Below are 16522 nucleotides of genomic sequence, written 5' to 3' on the forward strand. Positions count from 1 at the left end.
CGTGCAGCCGCTCCGCAAGGCCGATCCGTCGGCGCTCGCCGGCTACCGGCTCCTCGGGCGGCTCGGCGCCGGCGGCATGGGCGTGGTCTACCTCGCCCGTTCCGCCGGCGGGTCGCTCGCCGCGCTCAAGCTGATCAGGGCCGAGCACGCGGCCGACCCCGGCTTCCGGGAACGGTTCCGCCGCGAGGCCCGCGCCGCCGAGCGCATCACCGGCCGCTGGGTCGTCCGCGTCCTCGGCGCCGACCCGGAGGCCCGTGAACCCTGGCTGGCCACCGAGTACGTCCCCGGCCCCTCGCTCGCCGAGGCCGTCGGCCTGCACGGCGCCCTTCCCGAACCGACCGTACGGGCCCTCGGCGCCCGCCTCGCCGCCGCGCTCGCCGACATGCACGAGGCGGGACTCGTCCACCGGGACGTCAAGCCCGGCAACGTCCTCCTCGCCCTCGACGGGCCGCGCCTCATCGACTTCGGCATCGCCCGCTCCGCCGGGGCGACTGCGCTGACCGCCACGGACGCGATGATCGGCACCCCCGGTTTCCTCGCCCCCGAACAGGCCCGGGTCGCGGGCGCCGGTGAGGTCGGCCCGCCGAGCGACGTCTTCTCGCTCGGCTGCGTCCTCGCGTACGCCCTGACGGGGGAGCGCCCCTTCGGTACGGGCGCGGTGGCGGCCGTCGTCTACCGCACGGTCCACGAGGAGCCCGACCTGGCGGACGTGCCCGACACGCTGCTTCCGCTGGTCACGGCCTGTCTGGCGAAGGACCCGGCGGACCGGCCCACGGCGGCCGAGGTGCGGGCGGCACTGGGCGACGCCGACGGCCCCGCGGGCGACTGGCTCCCACCCGGCCTGCCCGCCCTGATCGCCCAGCGCTCCACCCGCGTCCTCGACCTGCCCGTCGCCGACCCGACCGTGTTCACCCAGGAGGAAAGGCCCGCGGGGGTCTCGCGGCGCCGCATCCTCATGGCCGGATCCGCCGCCGCCGTCGCGGGCGCCGGCGGCCTCACCGCCTGGCTGCTGACCCGCACACCGGGCGGGACGGGCACGGGAACCGGGGGCACCGGCACCCCGCTCGCCACGTACACGATCGGCGTCCTCACCGACCTGAGCGGCCCCACCAAGGCGGACGGGCGGGGGCAGGAGCGCGGCATCCGGCTGGCCGTGGAGGAGTTCAACGCCCGCGCGGACCGGCCCTTCGACGTGCGGCTCCGCGTCGAGGACGACGGGGGGAAGCCGGAGCGGGCCAAGGCCGCCGCCCTCAGCCTGCTCAAGGACCCCGAACTGGTGGGGGTGCTGGGGCCGACGACGGCACCGACCGCATTGGCCGCGGGGAACGAACTCGCCACCCGGCGCATGGGGTTGGCGAGCGTCATCGCCGACGTTCCGGCCACCCAGATCGGCGGCCAGGACACCAAGCAGACCTACTTCCAGCCGCGGTCCCTCCACGACATGATGACCATTCCCTTCGGTCGCTACCTCACCGCTCACGGTGCTGTCCGGACCGCCGTCGTGGAGGACCGGGCCGCCGGCCGGTACAGCTGGTACGCCGTCAAGAGCATGAACGAGTACCCGCCGTCGGGGGACAAGGGCGGGGTGGTGACCTCGCATCCCGTCGAGGCCGACAGTGAGGACTTCGGCCCCGCCGTACGGGCCGCCCTCGCGACCGACCCGCAGGGCGTGATGTTCGCGGGGATGTCGCCGCGCCGGGCCGCGCTGTGCGCCAGGGCCCTGCGCGACCAGGGCTACCGGGGGCCCTGCGGCAGCGTCGAGTACGTGCTTCAGCCGGAGTTCCTCACCGTCGCCGGCCCGGCCGCCGAAGGTTGGTACTTCGGCACGGGCTACGTCGACCCCGACTTGCTGCCGGAGGCGCGGAAGTTCACGGCCGCGTACCGGAAACGCTGGGGCCTGTCCGGCACGACCCCGGTCGAACGGTTCGCGACGGAGATGTACGACGCCACCAACTGGGCGCTCCAGGCACTGCGCACGGCGGCCGCGAACCATGCGGAGTCGGTGGCGTCGGGCGTCATCAACGGGCTGCTGCAGACTCCGTACGAAGGGATCGTCAAGACGTACCTGGCCCGTTCGGCCAGGAGCAGGACCACGGCCCTCTTGGGCCTCTACCTCTGGCAGGTGAAGGGCGGAGTGCCGCGGTTCCTCGGGAAGTTCGACGAGGCGGCGGCGAGGGGCACGTGAAAGGGGCCCGGCCGTTCGCACGGCCGGGCCCCTGACGTCGTGCGGGCGTACTACCCCGCCACCGTCCACGTGTCGTTCCCCGTGAGGAGCTGGCCCAGGTCGCCCTTGCCGTGCTGCTCAAGGGCTGTGTCCAGCTGCTCCGCCATCAGCGTGTCGTAGACCGGTCGCTCCACCGACCGGAACACCCCGATGGGCGTCTGGTGGAGGGTGTCCGGGTCCGCGAGCCGCGAGAGCGCGAAGGCGGTCGTGGGGGTGGCCGCGTGGGCGTCGTGGACGAGGATCCGGGACTCGTTCTCCGGGGTGACCGTGACGACCTGGAGGTCGCCGGTGGCCGGGTCGCGGACGACGCCCTTGTCGAGCTCGGCGCCGAAGCGGATCGGCTGTCCGTGCTGCAGGCGGATGACCGCCTCCTGGGCCTGGTCCTTGTCCTTGAGGACCTCGAAGGCGCCGTCGTTGAAGATGTTGCAGTTCTGGTAGATCTCGACCAGCGCCGTGCCGTTGTGGTCGGCGGCCTGGCGCAGCACCTCGGTGAGGTGCTTGCGGTCGGAGTCGACCGTACGGGCCACGAAGGTGGCCTCCGCGCCGAGCGCCAGCGACACCGGGTTGAAGGGTGCGTCGAGCGAGCCCATCGGGGTCGACTTGGTGATCTTGCCGACCTCGGAGGTCGGCGAGTACTGGCCCTTGGTCAGTCCGTAGATCCGGTTGTTGAAGAGCAGGATCTTCAGGTTGACGTTGCGGCGGAGCGCGTGGATCAGGTGGTTGCCGCCGATGGAGAGCGCGTCGCCGTCGCCCGTGACGACCCAGACGGAGAGGTCGCGGCGGGAGGTGGAGAGGCCGGTGGCGATCGCCGGGGCGCGGCCGTGGATGGAGTGCATCCCGTACGTGTTCATGTAGTACGGGAAGCGGGAGGAGCAGCCGATGCCGGAGACGAAGACGATGTTCTCCTTCGCCAGGCCGAGTTCGGGCATGAAGCCCTGGACGGCGGCGAGGACGGCGTAGTCACCGCAGCCGGGGCACCAGCGGACTTCCTGGTCGGACTTGAAGTCCTTCATCGACTGGACGGCCTCGGCCTTGGGCACGAGGTTGAGCAGCGGCTCACTCATCGATGGCCTCCTTGAGAGCGGCGGCGAGCTGCTCGGCCTTGAACGGCATGCCGTTGACCTGGGTGTGGCTGCGGGCGTCGACGAGGTACTTCGCCCGGACGAGGGTGGCGAGCTGGCCGAGGTTCATCTCGGGGACGACGACCTTCTCGTACCGCTTCAGCACCTCCCCGAGGTTCTTCGGGAAGGGGTTGAGGTGGCGCAGGTGGGCCTGGGCGATGGGCTTGCCCGCGACCCGGAGGCGGCGGACGGCGGCCGTGATCGGCCCGTAGGTGGAGCCCCAGCCGAGGACCAGGGTGCTCGCGCCGTCCGGGTCGTCGACCTCGATGTCCGGGACGTCGATGCCGTCGATCTTGGCCTGGCGGGTGCGGACCATGAACTCGTGGTTGGCGGGGTCGTACGAGATGTTGCCGGTGCCGTCCTGCTTCTCGATGCCGCCGATGCGGTGTTCGAGGCCGGGGGTGCCGGGCACGGCCCAGGGGCGGGCCAGGGTCTCGGGGTCGCGCTTGTACGGCCAGAACACCTCGGTGCCGTCGGCCAGCTCGTGGTTGGGTCCGGTGGCGAACTGCGTCCGCAGGTCGGGGAGTTCCCCGACGTCCGGGACGCGCCAGGGCTCGGAGCCGTTGGCGAGGTAGCCGTCGGAGAGCAGGAAGACGGGGGTGCGGTACGTGAGGGCGATCCGCGCCGCCTCGATCGCCGCGTCGAAGCAGTCGGCGGGCGTCTTCGGGGCCACCACCGGCACCGGGGCCTCGCCGTTGCGGCCGTACATGGCCTGGAGGAGGTCGGCCTGCTCGGTCTTGGTGGGCAGACCGGTGGACGGGCCGCCGCGCTGGATGTCGACGATGAGCAGCGGCAGTTCCAGGGAGACCGCGAGGCCGATCGCCTCCGACTTGAGCGCCACACCGGGGCCGGACGTCGTCGTCACGCCGAGCGAGCCGCCGAAGGCCGCGCCGAGCGCGGCGCCGATGCCGGCGATCTCGTCCTCGGCCTGGAAGGTGCGCACGCCGAAGTTCTTGTGCTTGGACAGCTCGTGGAGGATGTCCGAGGCCGGGGTGATGGGGTACGAGCCCAGGTAGAGCGGCAGGTCCGCCTGGCGGGAGGCGGCGACCAGCCCGTACGAGAGGGCCAGGTTCCCGGAGATGTTCCGGTACGTGCCGGTGGGGAAGGCCCGGGTCGCCGGGGCGACCTCGTAGGAGACGGCGAAGTCCTCGGTGGTCTCGCCGAAGTTCCAGCCGGCCCGGAAGGCGGCCACGTTGGCCTCGGCGATCTGCGGCTTCTTCGCGAACTTCTGGCGCAGGAAGGTCTCGGTGCCCTCGGTCGGCCGGTGGTACATCCAGGAGAGCAGCCCGAGCGCGAACATGTTCTTGCTCCGCTCGGCCTCCTTCCGGGGCAGGCCGAAGTCCTTGAGGGCCTCGAGGGTCAGCGTGGTCAGCGGCACCGGGTGGACCCGGTAGCCGTCCAGCGACCCGTCCTCCAGGGGCGAGACCGCGTAGCCGACCTTGGCCATGGCGCGCTTCGCGAACTCGTCGGTGTTGACGATGATCTCGCCACCGCGCGGTACGTCCCCGATGTTGGCCTTGAGCGCGGCCGGGTTCATCGCGACCAGCACGTTCGGGGCGTCGCCCGGGGTCAGGATGTCGTGGTCGGCGAAGTGCAGCTGGAAGGACGAGACGCCCGGCAGCGTTCCGGCGGGTGCGCGGATCTCGGCCGGGAAGTTCGGCAGCGTGGAGAGGTCGTTCCCGAAGGACGCCGTCTCCGAGGTGAAGCGGTCACCCGTGAGCTGCATGCCGTCACCGGAGTCGCCCGCGAAGCGGATGATCACCCGGTCGAGCCGGCGTACTTCCTTCTCGGTGCCCTGGTGGGCCGCCGGGGCGCTGCGCTGCTCCCCGAGCAGGGCCTCACCGGCCTCGCTACTGACCTGGCTGGTCACTGAACTGGACCTCCCTCGTGGCAAGGGGACTCTCCGCCGGAGGCGGGAGAAAGCTCGGGAGACGGCCGGCCGATCACCGGTCGTCCCGTGGCCCACCCTACGACGGTAAGGGGGGCCCTCCCGGGACTTCTCACATACCGGACCTCTTTTTGAGACGCCCTCTTGCCCTGAATTGTCACGTTCTGTCGCCACCCGGATTGTTCCGGAAGGTCGTCTTGCGCCTCATTCTTTGGATCTAGGACTCCCCGGCCGCCGGATGTCCGGAGGCCGGCCCGGTGTCGCCCTCGTGTCGCTCCGGGTGTGCTCGGGAAGGACTCGCGCCCACTGGATTCTGACAGGGTGTCAGATTTTCAGGACTTCAGATACGTCAACACCGCCAGGACCCGACGGTGGTCGCCGTCGCTCGGGGAGAGCCCCAGTTTCAGGAAGATATTGCTGATGTGCTTCTCCACCGCGCCGTCGCTCACCACCAGCTGCCGTGCGATGGCCGAGTTCGTCCGCCCCTCCGCCATCAGACCGAGGACCTCCCGCTCACGCGGGGTCAGGTTCGCGAGCACGTCCTGCTGACGGCTCCGGCCGAGCAGCTGCTGGACGACCTCGGGATCCAGGGCCGTACCGCCCCCGGCGACCCGGACGACCGCGTCGACGAACTCGCGGACCTCCGCGACCCGGTCCTTCAGCAGATAGCCCACGCCCCGGCTCGAACCGGCCAGCAGTTCGGTGGCGTACTGCTCCTCCACGTACTGCGACAGGACCAGGACACCGAGACCCGGGTACTCCTTGCGCAGCCGCACCGCGGCCCGTACGCCCTCGTCCGTGTGGGTCGGCGGCATCCGTACGTCCGCGACCACCACGTCCGGCAGCGCACCCTCGGCGGCGAGCCCGGCCACCAGCTCGACCAGGGCCTCGCCGTCGCCGACCCCGGCGACGACGTCGTGCCCCCGGTCGGTCAGCAGTCGGGTCAGACCCTCACGGAGCAACACCGAATCCTCGGCGATGACCACCCGCACCCGGTCCGCAACCTCTCGTACGACCACGTTCCGCAGCCCCCATGTCCTCATGTCCTGAGCTCGAATGCGACGCGCACAGCATCGCAGCAAGGAGGACGCGGAAGGAGGGGTACGGGTTCAGAGAGGGGCAAGGCTCGGGTCCGGGCACGGTCGGCGCCCCGGCGGCTTAGGGGACACCCCTGGGGGGTGGCGGGCTCGCGGGGGCGTGGCTGAGTGTGGCCGTGGGGTGGCTGGGTGTGTGGCCGGGCGTGGCCGTGGGGTGGGTGTGTGGCCGGGGTGGCCGAGGTGGCTGTGGGGCGACCGGGCGTGGCCGTGGGGTGGCCGGGCGTGGCCGTGGGGTGGCCGGGCGTGGCCACGCCCGCCCGCCCGGCCCCGTCCCGCCCCGTCCAGGGCTACGCCCGCCAGGGCAGCTCCGCCGTGATCGTCGTCGGGCCGCCGGCGGGGGAGTCGACCGCCAGTACGCCGTCGACCGCGCCGACCCGCTCCACGAGCCCCGCCAGGCTGTGGCCCGCCGCCGCCTCCGCGCCGCCCACCCCGTCGTCCCGCACCTGGAGCATCAGCCGGTCGCCCGCCCGCCACACGTCGACCCAGGCGCGCCGCGCCCGCGCGTGCCGGGAGACGTTCTGGAGCAGCTCCGAGACCGTGAAGTACGCGATGCCCTCGATCGACGCGACCGGCCGGGCCGGCAGGTCCACGTCCACCGACACCGGGACCGCGCACCGGGAGGCCACCGACGACAGCGCCGCGTCCAGGCCCCGGTCGGTCAGGACGGCCGGGTGGATGCCGCGGGCCAGGTCCCGCAGTTCCTGCAGGGCGACCTTCACCTCGCCGTGGGCCTCGTCGACCATCGCCGCCGCCGCCTTCGGGTCCTCCGCCAGCTTCTCCTTCGCGAGCCCCAGGTCCATGGCGAGCGAGGCGAGCCGGGCCTGCGGACCGTCGTGCAGGTCGCGCTCGATGCGCCGCAGGTCGGCCGCGGCCGTGTCGACGACCACACCCCGGTCGGACTCCAGCTCCGTCACCCGGGACGCGAGCCGCGACGGACCGAGCAGTCCGGAGACGAGCAGCCGGTCGACGGCGACGATCCCCCGCAGCACCCACGGCCCGACCAGCACGAACAGCAGCCCGATCAGGCTGGTCACCGCGATCTCGAAGGAGTTGTCGAGGTACATCTGGTGGGTGGCGTCCCCGTACAGCTGGATGCCGTCCTGCCCCACCCACGTGGGGAAGACCCACTGCCACAGCGGGTACGTGAAGAGGCTCCAGCCCCAGGCCCAGAGTGCCACCGTCACGGAGAAGCCGAAGACCGCCCAGGGCATGTGCAGGACCGCGTACAGCAGGTGGCGCCACGACGCCCCGCTCTTCAGCATGGCCCCCATCCAGGAGAACGCCCCGCCGGTCTTGCCGCGCACCGGCTCCGGCGCCTTCACGTCGAGGTCGAGCAGCGCCCGCGCCCGCGCCCGCTCGACCGCGCCGAAGCCCCGGCACATCGCGAGCGCCCCGGCGAGGATCGGCACCCCGAGGAAGGTGATGAGCAGCCCGGCGCCGGTCGCGACGAAGGCGACGGAGAGCGCGAACCAGCAGACGCCGAGCGGGAGCCCGATCAGTACGTAGCCGAGGGCGCGCCAGGTGCGGGCCTCGAACGGCGCGCGGATCGCGGCGGGGAGTCGGGGGGAGGCCATCACGGTCGTCCTTCTCTGCTCAGGGGGTGGGGGAGTGACGTGTTCCAGGTTTCCGTCTCGCCGCGCCCCGGACCATGAGGGGAGTGGGCGTCTCCGGCGGGGGGTTTTCCCTACCTGCGGGCCGGGACGGCCCGGGCGACCGGCTCAGGCGACCGACCGACCGACCGGCCGACCGCATCAGGCTCAGGCTCAGGCGAGCGGCCGACTCAGGATCGGGCTCAGGCGACCGACCGACCGCATCAGGCTCGGGCTCAGGCGACTGGCCGGGAGCGCCACGGCAGCTCCGCCGTGACCGTCGTCGGACCGCCCTCCGGGGAGTCGACGACGAGGAGCCCGTCCACCGCCCCCAGCCGCTCCGTCAGCCCGGCGAGCCCCGTCCCGCCGTCGAGCCGCGCCCCGCCGGCCCCGTCGTCGTGCACCTGGAGCATCAGCCGGTCCTCCGACCGCCACACCTCCACGGACGCGGACCGCGCCCGTGCGTGCTTGGAGACGTTCTGGAGCAGCTCCGAGACCGTGAAGTACGCGATGCCCTCGATCGCCTCGGCCGGCCGCTCCGCCAGGTCCACCGACACCTTCACCGGCACGGTGCAGCGCGCGGAGACCGAGGAGAGCGCGGCGCTGAGCCCCCGGTCCGTGAGGACGGCCGGGTGGATGCCCCGGGCCAGGTCCCGCAGCTCCTGGAGCGCGAGCTTCACCTCGCCGTGGGCCTCGTCGACCATCGCCGCCGCGCCCTCCGGGTCCTCCAGGAGCTTCTCCTTCGCCAGGCCGAGCCCCATCGCGAGGGCGACGAGCCGGGCCTGCGCCCCGTCGTGCAGATCGCGCTCGATGCGCCGCAGGTCGGCCGCGGCCGTGTCGACGACCACGCCCCGGTCCGATTCCAGCTCGGCGATCCGCCGCTCCAGCTCGTCGGAGGGCGAGAGCAGCCCCCGGACCATGCCCCGGTCGGCGTTGGACAGACCGCGGGCGATGAAGGGGAGGACGGGCCAGAGGACGAGGAGCGAGACCAGCGTGACGGTGAACGTCACGATCCCCCAGGGCAGCCGGATCAGCCCGTACAACTGGGTCCGCCAGGCCACCGGGTCCTTCAGCGAGGACCACAGCCAGGCGAAGAAGCCACCCCGTGCCGGCATCCGGGACGGTTCCACGATCCGTACGCCGAGGAGCCCGCGGGCCCGCGCCCGCTCCGACCAGCCGATCCCGCGCGCGCCGCCCAGCCCGAGGGCGAGCAGCGGCAGCCCGATCACGGTGACCGAGAGCCCCACGCCGACCAGGACCGTCACGACCGCGTAGACGAAACCGGCCACGGCCGTGAAGAGATTGGAGAGGAGGAAGGAGACCTCCTTCCACGTCTCCTTCCCGTAGGCGAACCGCACGGGAGGACGCGGGGCGACGGCGGAACCGGCGGAACCGGAGTCGACGGCAGGACCGGGGGATTCATGATCGGCGCTCATGGTCCCCAGACTGCCGGTCGCGGAGCGCGCGACGCCATGGGGGAGGTCGGTGAGCGGCGGTGGGGATATCCCTACCCGGGGACTGCTTACGCCCCTTTAACAGGGCCTAGACTCGCGTGCGTACAGAACAGAAGTGACCCATGAGACACCGAGACCGAGGGGCGGACGTGCGGGAACCGACCGTTGTCGCGGCCGACGCGGCGGACTACTTCCAGGCGTACTCCGTCGTCGGGCTGCTCGCCGTCGTCGGCGTGCTCTTCGTCGCCGTGGCGTTCGGCGCCGGGCGGCTGTTGCGGCCCGTCGTGCCGACACCCGAGAAACTGCTCACCTACGAGTGCGGCGTCGACCCCGTGGGGGAGGGCTGGGCACACACCCAGGTCCGCTACTACGTGTACGCCTTCCTCTACGTGATCTTCGCCGTCGACTCGATCTTCCTCTTCCCCTGGGCGACGGTCTTCGCGGCGCCCGGCTACGGCGCCGCGACCCTGGTCGAGATGTTCGTCTTCCTCGGCTTCCTGGCCGTAGGGCTGCTCTACGCGTACAAGAAGGGCGTCCTGTCATGGACGTAACACCCCTGCCCGCTCCGAAGCTGGGGACGCTCGCCCGTCTCGCCCCCGAGCCGATGAAGGTGGTCCTGAACTGGGGCCGCCGCTACAGCCTCTGGGTCTTCAACTTCGGCCTCGCCTGCTGCGCGATCGAGTTCATCGCGGCGTCGATGGCCCGGCACGACTTCATCCGGCTCGGCGTGATCCCCTTCGCGCCCGGCCCCCGCCAGGCCGACCTGATGATCGTCTCGGGCACGGTGACGGACAAGATGGCGCCGGCCGTGAAGCGCCTGTACGAGCAGATGCCCGAACCGAAGTACGTGATCTCCTTCGGCGCCTGCTCCAACTGCGGCGGGCCCTACTGGGACTCGTACTCCGTCACCAAGGGTGTCGACCAGATCATTCCGGTCGACGTGTACGTACCGGGTTGCCCGCCGCGCCCCGAGGCGCTCCTCCAGGGCATCCTCAAGCTCCAGGAGAAGATCGCGCGCGAGAGCCTGGCGGAGCGGTACGCGACGACCGCGTCGGTCGCGGAACTGACGAGCCCGCTGACGCCGCCGCCGGGAGGCAAGGCATGAGCGCGCAGAACTCCCCCTACGACTCCCTCCCCGGCGCGGTCACGGAGATCTTCGGCGAGGAGGCGACGGCGGAGCAGGCGTACGACCTGCTGACGGTCGACGTCCCGCCGGCCACCTGGATCACGGCCCTCACGACGGCCCGTGACGAGCTCGGCTGCACGTACTTCGACTGGCTGAGCGCGGTCGACGAACCGGGCACGGGCTTCCGGATCTGCGCGCACGTGGTCGCCCTCGCGCCCGGCCACGCCCCTCGCCGCCTCCTCGTCCGTACGACGGTCCCGCACGCGGCCCCCGCCCTCCCGACGGCGATCGGGGTGTACGCGGGCGCCGGCTGGCACGAGCGCGAGACCCACGAGATGTTCGGCGTGGAGTTCACGGGCCACCCGCACCTGGTGCCGCTGCTGCTCCCCGAGAACTTCGAGGGCCACCCGCTCCGCAAGGACTTCGTCCTGGCGGCCCGGGTCGCGAAGGCATGGCCGGGAGCGAAGGAGCCGGGCGAGTCCCACGACGGCGGAGGCCCGAAGCGCCGCCAGATGCTTCCGCCGGGCGTCCCGGACCCCAACGAGTGGGGCCCCCTCAAGGGCCAGCTTCCCCCGGCCCCGGCCCGCCCGGCCCGCGCGGCGGCGGGCGACCGCCCGGCCCGCCGCCCCCGCCCGACACCGGAGGACACGGCAGCCCAGCCGACCCCGGAGGCGGGCGCTCCGGTGCGCCGCTCCCGCTCGGTGACGGAGGGCTCCGCGAGCCAGCCGACCCCGGAGGCGGGCGCCCCGGTGCGCCGCTCCCGCTCGGTGACGGAGGGCTCGGCAAGCCAGACGGCCCCCGAGGCAGCCGCCCCGGCCGCCGCGGCGGAGCCCGGCCCGCCGACCGCCCCTGCGGCCCGCCCGCCGCGCCGCTCCCGCACGACGGCCGACGGCTCGGCGAGCCAGGCGGCCCCGGAGGAGACCGCGGCGACCCCGGAGCCGGGTACGGAGCCGGGCACCCCGGCCGCGCCCACCGCCCGCCCGCCGCGCCGCTCCCGCACGACGGCCGACGGCTCGGCGAGCCAGGCGGCGCCGGAGCAGGACGCGGCGACGGACGGCCCGACGGCCGCCACCCCGCGCACGCGCAGCTCGGACGCCCCCTGGCACCACGCCCGCCCCGCCTTCGACGAGAACCCGCCGGAGCCCGCCGCCCCGGCCACCTCGACACCTCCGGCCGAGCCGGCGGCAGCTCCCGCCGAGCCGGCAACCCCCGCCACCTCCGCGCCTCCGGCCGAGCCGGCAACCCCGGCCACCTCGGCACCTCCGGCTGAACCGGCGGCAGCTCCGGCCGCCCCGGCACCCCCGGCCGCGGCCGAGTCCCCCGAGGCGGGGGGCGACGACCCCGAGAGCGGGCCGCCCGCAGAGCGGGAAGACGCCACCGGCTCTACCGGCGCCACCGGCTCTACCGGCGCCACCGAACCGACCCGCGCGACTGAACCCACCGAACCGACCGACCCCACCGACCCCGCCGGAGGCGACCCCGCGTGAACGACGCACTCGACGTCGCCGTCCGGCTCCTGATCGTCTTCGCCGTGTTCCTCGTCCTGCCCCTCGTCGTCGGGCAGACCGAGCACAAGGTCATGGCGCACATGCAGGGCCGCCTCGGCCCCATGTACGCCGGTGGCTTCCACGGCTGGGCCCAGCTCGTCGCCGACGGCGTGAAGTTCGCGCAGAAGGAGGACGTCGTCCCGGCCGAGGCCGACCGCCGGATCTTCCAGCTCGCGCCGGCCGTCGCCCTCCTCCCGTACCTCCTCGTCCTCGTGGCCATCCCGATCGGCCCGAGCGAGGGCGCCGTCGGCCAGGTCGTCGACGCCGGCATCTTCTTCGTGCTGGCCGTGATGGGCGTCGGCGTGCTCGGCAGCCTCATGGCCGGCTGGGCGTCCGCCAACAAGTTCTCCCTGCTCGGCGGCCTCCGTACCGCCGCCCAGCTGCTCGCCTACGAGCTCCCGATGCTGCTCGCCGCCGCCTCCGTCGCGATGGCCGCCGGCACCGTCTCCCTCCCCGGCATCCTGAACGCCTTCGAGTGGTGGTGGCTGCCCTGGCAGATCGTCGGCGCGCTCGTCTTCTTCGTCGCAGGCCTCGCCGAACTCCAGCGGCCCCCGTTCGACATGCCGGTCGCCGACTCGGAGATCATCTTCGGCGCGTACACCGAGTACACCGGCCTCCGCTTCGCGCTCTTCCTGCTCGCCGAGTACGCGGGCATCGTCGTCCTCTGCGGTCTCACCACCGTCCTCTTCCTCGGCGGCTGGCACGGCCCCTTCGGCGCCGACGGCCTCGGCTGGGTCTGGACCCTCCTCAAGACGGCCGTCCTCGCCTTCGTCGTCATCTGGCTGCGGGTGACCTACCCGCGCCTGCGCGAGGACCAGCTCCAGAAGCTCGCCTGGACGACGCTCGTCCCGCTCGCCCTCGCGCAGATCGCGCTCACCGGCATCGTGAAGGTGGCGATCCAGTAATGCCCATCCCCGGCTCCGGCCTCGCCAAGGGCCTCGCCGTCACGCTCCGCACGATGACGAGGAAGACCGTCACCGCGCAGTACCCGGACGTCCAGCCCGAGCTGCCGCCCCGCTCCCGCGGGGTCATCGGGCTGTTCGAGGAGAACTGCACGGTCTGCATGCTCTGCGCCCGTGAGTGTCCCGACTGGTGCATCTACATCGACTCCCACAAGGAGACGGTGCCGGCCGCCGCCCCCGGCGGCCGCGACCGCAGCCGGAACGTCCTCGACCGCTTCGCCATCGACTTCTCGCTCTGCATGTACTGCGGCATCTGCATCGAGGTGTGTCCCTTCGACGCGCTCTTCTGGTCGCCCGAGTTCGAGTACGCGGAGACCGACATCCACGAGCTCACCCACGAGCGCGACAAGCTCCGCGAGTGGATGTGGACGGTCCCGGAACCGCCCGCGCTCGACCCGATGGCGGAGGAACCGAAGGAGATCGCCGCGGCCCGCAAGGCGGCGGAGAAGGCAGCGGAGAAGGCCGCCGCAGCCGCCGCCGAGGCCCAGGCCGCCGCCGAGGCCCAGGCCGCAGCCGAGGCCCAGGCCGCCGCCGAAGACCCGACCCAGGCCCAGTCCGACGCCGATGCCCAGGAGGAGGAGCAGTGATCCTGGCAGCGCAAGCGACCACCGCACCCCACGGCTTCCTCTCGCCCTCCGGCGTCGAGATCGCCTTCCTCCTCGTCGGCCTCGTCACCCTCGGCGCCGCCGTCGTCACCGTCACCACTCGCCAACTCGTCCACGCCGCGCTCTGGCTGGTCGTGGCGCTGGGCGGGCTCGCCGTCGAGTACCTGCTCCTCACGGCCGAGTTCATCGCCTGGGTCCAGGTCCTGATCTACGTCGGCTCCGTCGTCGTCCTCCTCCTCTTCGGCCTCATGCTCACCAAGGCCCCCATCGGCCGCTCCCCGGACGCCGACTCCGGCAACCGGCCGGTCGCCCTCGCCGTCGCGCTCGCCGCCGCCGTCGCCCTCGTCTGGGTCGTCGTCGACGCGTTCCGTACGACCTGGATCGATCTGGACGGGGCCGTACAGGGCTCCACCGAGGTCACCGGCGCGATCCTCTTCAAGCACTGGGTGCTGCCTTTCGAGGCCCTCTCGGTGCTCCTCCTCGCCGCGCTGGTCGGCGCGATCGTCCTCTCCCGCAAGAAGGAGCAGGAGCGCTGATGCACCTCGCCTACCCCGCGGTCCTCGCGGCCCTCCTCTTCTGTGTCGGCGTGTACGGAGTCCTCGCCCGCCGCAACGCGATCCTGGTCCTGATGTCCGTCGAGCTCATGCTCAACGCCGTCAACCTCAACCTGGTCGCCTTCGACGTCTGGCTCCGCGACGCCCTGCACGCAGGCCAGGCGCTCACCCTCTTCACCATCGCCGTCGCCGCCGCGGAGATCGGCATCGGTCTCGCGATCGTCCTGATGGTCCACCGCAACCGCGGCACCTCGGACGTCGACCGCCTCCGCGACACGGCCGAGCGGCCGGAGTCCCCGGACGACGCACCCGACGCCGACGCACCCGCAGACGACACGCCCCACGGCGAGAAGGCCGAGGCCACCGCGTGACCACCACGACCCTCGCCGTCCTCGTCCCCCTCCTGCCCTTCCTCGGCTCCGTCGCCGGACTCCTCCTGGGCCGCACCGCGCCCGGCTTCGTCCGCCCGCTCGCCGTGCTCCCGACGCTCGCCGCGGCCGTCCTCGCCGTCGTCGTCGCCGCACGCCAGGGCGGCGGCCGGGCGATCGACGCGGCCACCCAGCTCACCCCGACCGGCTCGGTCCCGATCGATCTGAGCCTCTACATCGACGGCTTCGCGGCCCTCGTCGCCGTCCTGGTCGGCGTCGTCGCGACCTGCGTGCAGATCTACTCGACCGGCTACCTCCGCGAGGACCCGCGCTACCCCTCGTACGCCGCGCTCGTCTCGCTCTTCACCTCCGCGATGCTGCTCGTCGTCTACTCCGGCGACCTGATGGTGCTCCTGGTCGGCTGGGAGATCATGGGCATCTGCTCGTACTTCCTCGTCGGCCACTACTGGGAGACCCCCGAGGCGCGGGCCGCCTCCCTCAAGGCCTTCCTCGTCACCAAGCTCGGTGACGTCCCCTTCCTCATCGGGATCTTCGCGCTCGCCACCGACGCCGGCACCTTCCGGATCACCGGCGTCCTCGGCGCCGTCGCGAGCGGCGGCCTCGACCACCCCACCCTGATCGCGCTGCTGCTGCTCGCCGGTGTGGCGGGCAAGTCCGCGCAGTTCCCGCTGCACACCTGGCTCCCGGACGCGATGGCCGGCCCCACCCCCGTCTCCGCGCTCATCCACGCGGCGACGATGGTCGCCGCCGGCATCTACTTCACGGCCCGGCTGCTCCCCGTCTTCGCCGCCTCCGCCGCCGCGATGACCGTCCTCGCCGTCATGGCCGCGATCACGATGGTCGGCTCGGCGCTCGCCGCGCTCGCGCAGGACGACATCAAGCGGGTCCTCGCCTACTCGACGATCGGCCAGCTCGGCTACATGGCCGGCGCCCTCGCCGTCGGCGACCGCGGGGCCGCCGTCTTCCACCTCCTCTCGCACGCCGCCTTCAAGGCGCTGCTCTTCCTCGCCGCCGGCACGGTCATCCACGCCGCCGGGACGAACTCGCTCACCGCGATGTCCCGGATGAGCGGCCTCGCGAAGCGCATCCCGGACGCGTACTGGACGATGACCGTCGCCCTGCTCGCGCTCGCCGCGATCCCGCCCTTCGCCGGCTTCTTCTCCAAGGAGGCCGTCCTGGTGGCCGCCGAGCACACCGCGCTCGGGGACCGGACCGTCGCCCCCGCCGGGGCCGGCTGGACCGTCCTCGTCGCCGGGCTGCTCACCGCCCTCCTCACCGCCGCCTACGCGCTCCGCCTCTGGCTGCGGACCTTCCGGGGCCGCGGCGCCGAAGCCCCCGACCACGGCCGCCAGCCGATCGCCATGACGACCGTCCTGTGGGTCCTCGCGATCCCCTCCCTGGGCTTCGGCCTGACCGTCACGTACCTCGACGACTGGTTCGACGGGCACGCCCTCACCCCGACCGTCACCACGGCCGTCCTCGGCACGGGCCTCGCCACCGCCGGAGCCGTGATCACGTACGCGGTCTGGCGCACTCTCACGGCCCGGACCCCGGTGGCGGGCCCCGCCCCGCACGTCGCCCACCCCGACGCCGACGCGGGTCTCGTCGAGGCCGAGGCGCTGCACCTGCCGCACCCCGCCGAGGACCCGGCCGACCCCGGCCGCGCCCTCCTGGGGCCGCTGCACGGCCCGGCGGCCGACGGCTTCCACCTGGACGCCGTCTACCGGACCGCCTTCGTCCGCCCCGTCCTCGCCGCCGCCTCCCTGGTCCGCTTCCTGGACCGCGAGGTCGTCGACACCTACGTCCGCGGCGCGGGCGAGTCCGTGAAGGGCCTCGGCTGGCTCGTCCGCCGCGCCCAGACCGGCAACGTGCAGACCTACCTGAGCGCCCTGCTCGCCGGCTCCGTCGTCCTGGCGATCGCCGCAGTCGCCTTCGCCAACGCCGTCGCCGGAGCGTGAGACGTGAT

General features: G+C 72.8%; 14 protein-coding genes. 9 read left to right on the forward strand and 5 right to left on the reverse strand.

Annotation, left to right across the window (positions count from 1 at the left end):
- Window position 1 precedes the first annotated feature (1 nt).
- On the forward strand, window positions 2-2185 hold the full coding sequence (locus OG580_RS21150; RefSeq protein WP_267045248.1) for a bifunctional serine/threonine-protein kinase/ABC transporter substrate-binding protein: 2184 nt from the start codon (window positions 2-4) through the stop codon (window positions 2183-2185).
- 50 nt (window positions 2186-2235) lie between these two features.
- On the opposite strand, the gene OG580_RS21155 is transcribed toward OG580_RS21150, so the two are convergent.
- The 5 genes from OG580_RS21155 to OG580_RS21175 all read right to left on the reverse strand — a co-directional run bounded on the left by OG580_RS21155 (window position 2236) and on the right by OG580_RS21175 (window position 9355).
- Window positions 2236-3288 (reverse strand): 2-oxoacid:ferredoxin oxidoreductase subunit beta, encoded by a 1053-nt coding sequence (locus OG580_RS21155; RefSeq protein ID WP_267045249.1) that lies wholly within the window; start codon window positions 3286-3288, stop codon window positions 2236-2238.
- Window positions 3281-5215, reverse strand: a complete 1935-nt coding sequence (locus OG580_RS21160) for a 2-oxoacid:acceptor oxidoreductase subunit alpha (RefSeq protein WP_267045250.1) — start codon at window positions 5213-5215, stop codon at window positions 3281-3283. The genes OG580_RS21155 and OG580_RS21160 overlap by 8 nt, the downstream gene beginning before the upstream one ends.
- Before the next feature lie 350 nt (window positions 5216-5565).
- The gene (locus OG580_RS21165; protein WP_267045251.1) at window positions 5566-6276 is read right to left on the reverse strand and encodes a response regulator transcription factor; all 711 of its coding nucleotides are present in this window, start codon (window positions 6274-6276) and stop codon (window positions 5566-5568) included.
- A 341-nt stretch (window positions 6277-6617) separates the two neighbouring features.
- Entirely contained in the window at window positions 6618-7904 is a 1287-nt protein-coding gene (locus tag OG580_RS21170; protein ID WP_267045252.1) for a sensor histidine kinase, read from the reverse strand.
- A gap of 251 nt (window positions 7905-8155) precedes the next feature.
- Window positions 8156-9355: a sensor histidine kinase gene (locus tag OG580_RS21175; RefSeq protein ID WP_267045253.1), complete on the reverse strand. Its 1200-nt coding sequence runs from the start codon at window positions 9353-9355 to the stop codon at window positions 8156-8158.
- A gap of 140 nt (window positions 9356-9495) precedes the next feature.
- Here OG580_RS21175 and OG580_RS21180 point away from each other — a divergent pair, with 140 nt between their 5' ends.
- Genes OG580_RS21180 through OG580_RS21215 form a run of 8 tightly spaced genes read left to right on the forward strand, consistent with a single transcriptional unit; the run spans window position 9496 to window position 16514 of the window.
- A complete protein-coding gene (locus OG580_RS21180; protein WP_267045254.1) occupies window positions 9496-9924 on the forward strand; it encodes an NADH-quinone oxidoreductase subunit A in 429 nt (142 codons plus the stop codon).
- Window positions 9915-10478, forward strand: coding sequence for an NADH-quinone oxidoreductase subunit B (locus OG580_RS21185; protein ID WP_267045255.1), 564 nt, complete (start codon window positions 9915-9917; stop codon window positions 10476-10478). The genes OG580_RS21180 and OG580_RS21185 overlap by 10 nt, the downstream gene beginning before the upstream one ends.
- Window positions 10475-11986, forward strand: coding sequence for an NADH-quinone oxidoreductase subunit C (locus OG580_RS21190; protein WP_267045256.1), 1512 nt, complete (start codon window positions 10475-10477; stop codon window positions 11984-11986). The genes OG580_RS21185 and OG580_RS21190 overlap by 4 nt, the downstream gene beginning before the upstream one ends.
- Window positions 11983-12951, forward strand: coding sequence for a complex I subunit 1 family protein (locus tag OG580_RS21195; RefSeq protein ID WP_267045257.1), 969 nt, complete (start codon window positions 11983-11985; stop codon window positions 12949-12951). Before OG580_RS21190 ends, OG580_RS21195 begins: the two co-directional genes overlap by 4 nt.
- Complete coding sequence (locus OG580_RS21200) at window positions 12951-13595, forward strand: NADH-quinone oxidoreductase subunit I (RefSeq protein ID WP_267045258.1); 645 nt, start codon at window positions 12951-12953, stop codon at window positions 13593-13595. Before OG580_RS21195 ends, OG580_RS21200 begins: the two co-directional genes overlap by 1 nt.
- Entirely contained in the window at window positions 13595-14149 is a 555-nt protein-coding gene (locus OG580_RS21205) for an NADH-quinone oxidoreductase subunit J (RefSeq protein WP_267048070.1), read from the forward strand. Before OG580_RS21200 ends, OG580_RS21205 begins: the two co-directional genes overlap by 1 nt.
- A complete protein-coding gene (gene nuoK / locus OG580_RS21210; protein WP_267045259.1) occupies window positions 14149-14538 on the forward strand; it encodes an NADH-quinone oxidoreductase subunit NuoK in 390 nt (129 codons plus the stop codon). The genes OG580_RS21205 and nuoK overlap by 1 nt, the downstream gene beginning before the upstream one ends.
- On the forward strand, window positions 14535-16514 hold the full coding sequence (locus OG580_RS21215; protein WP_267045260.1) for an NADH-quinone oxidoreductase subunit L: 1980 nt from the start codon (window positions 14535-14537) through the stop codon (window positions 16512-16514). Before nuoK ends, OG580_RS21215 begins: the two co-directional genes overlap by 4 nt.
- Window positions 16515-16522: the final 8 nt, after the last annotated feature.

Origin of the sequence: Streptomyces sp. NBC_00094, from assembly GCF_026343125.1 — a bacterium.
Classification (GTDB): Bacteria; Actinomycetota; Actinomycetes; order Streptomycetales; family Streptomycetaceae; genus Streptomyces.

Bases quoted from the DNA above. Each gene is read 5' to 3' on its own strand.
- nuoK (WP_267045259.1), top strand. From the start codon at position 14,149: ATGCACCTCGCCTACCCCGCGGTCCTCGCGGCCCTCCTCTTCTGTGTC.
- OG580_RS21155 (WP_267045249.1), bottom strand. From the start codon at position 3,288: ATGAGTGAGCCGCTGCTCAACCTCGTGCCCAAGGCCGAGGCCGTCCAG.
- OG580_RS21165 (WP_267045251.1), bottom strand. From the start codon at position 6,276: ATGAGGACATGGGGGCTGCGGAACGTGGTCGTACGAGAGGTTGCGGAC.
- OG580_RS21200 (WP_267045258.1), top strand. From the start codon at position 12,951: ATGCCCATCCCCGGCTCCGGCCTCGCCAAGGGCCTCGCCGTCACGCTC.
- OG580_RS21170 (WP_267045252.1), bottom strand. From the start codon at position 7,904: ATGGCCTCCCCCCGACTCCCCGCCGCGATCCGCGCGCCGTTCGAGGCC.
- OG580_RS21175 (WP_267045253.1), bottom strand. From the start codon at position 9,355: ATGAGCGCCGATCATGAATCCCCCGGTCCTGCCGTCGACTCCGGTTCC.
- OG580_RS21180 (WP_267045254.1), top strand. From the start codon at position 9,496: ATGAGACACCGAGACCGAGGGGCGGACGTGCGGGAACCGACCGTTGTC.
- OG580_RS21185 (WP_267045255.1), top strand. From the start codon at position 9,915: ATGGACGTAACACCCCTGCCCGCTCCGAAGCTGGGGACGCTCGCCCGT.
- OG580_RS21190 (WP_267045256.1), top strand. From the start codon at position 10,475: ATGAGCGCGCAGAACTCCCCCTACGACTCCCTCCCCGGCGCGGTCACG.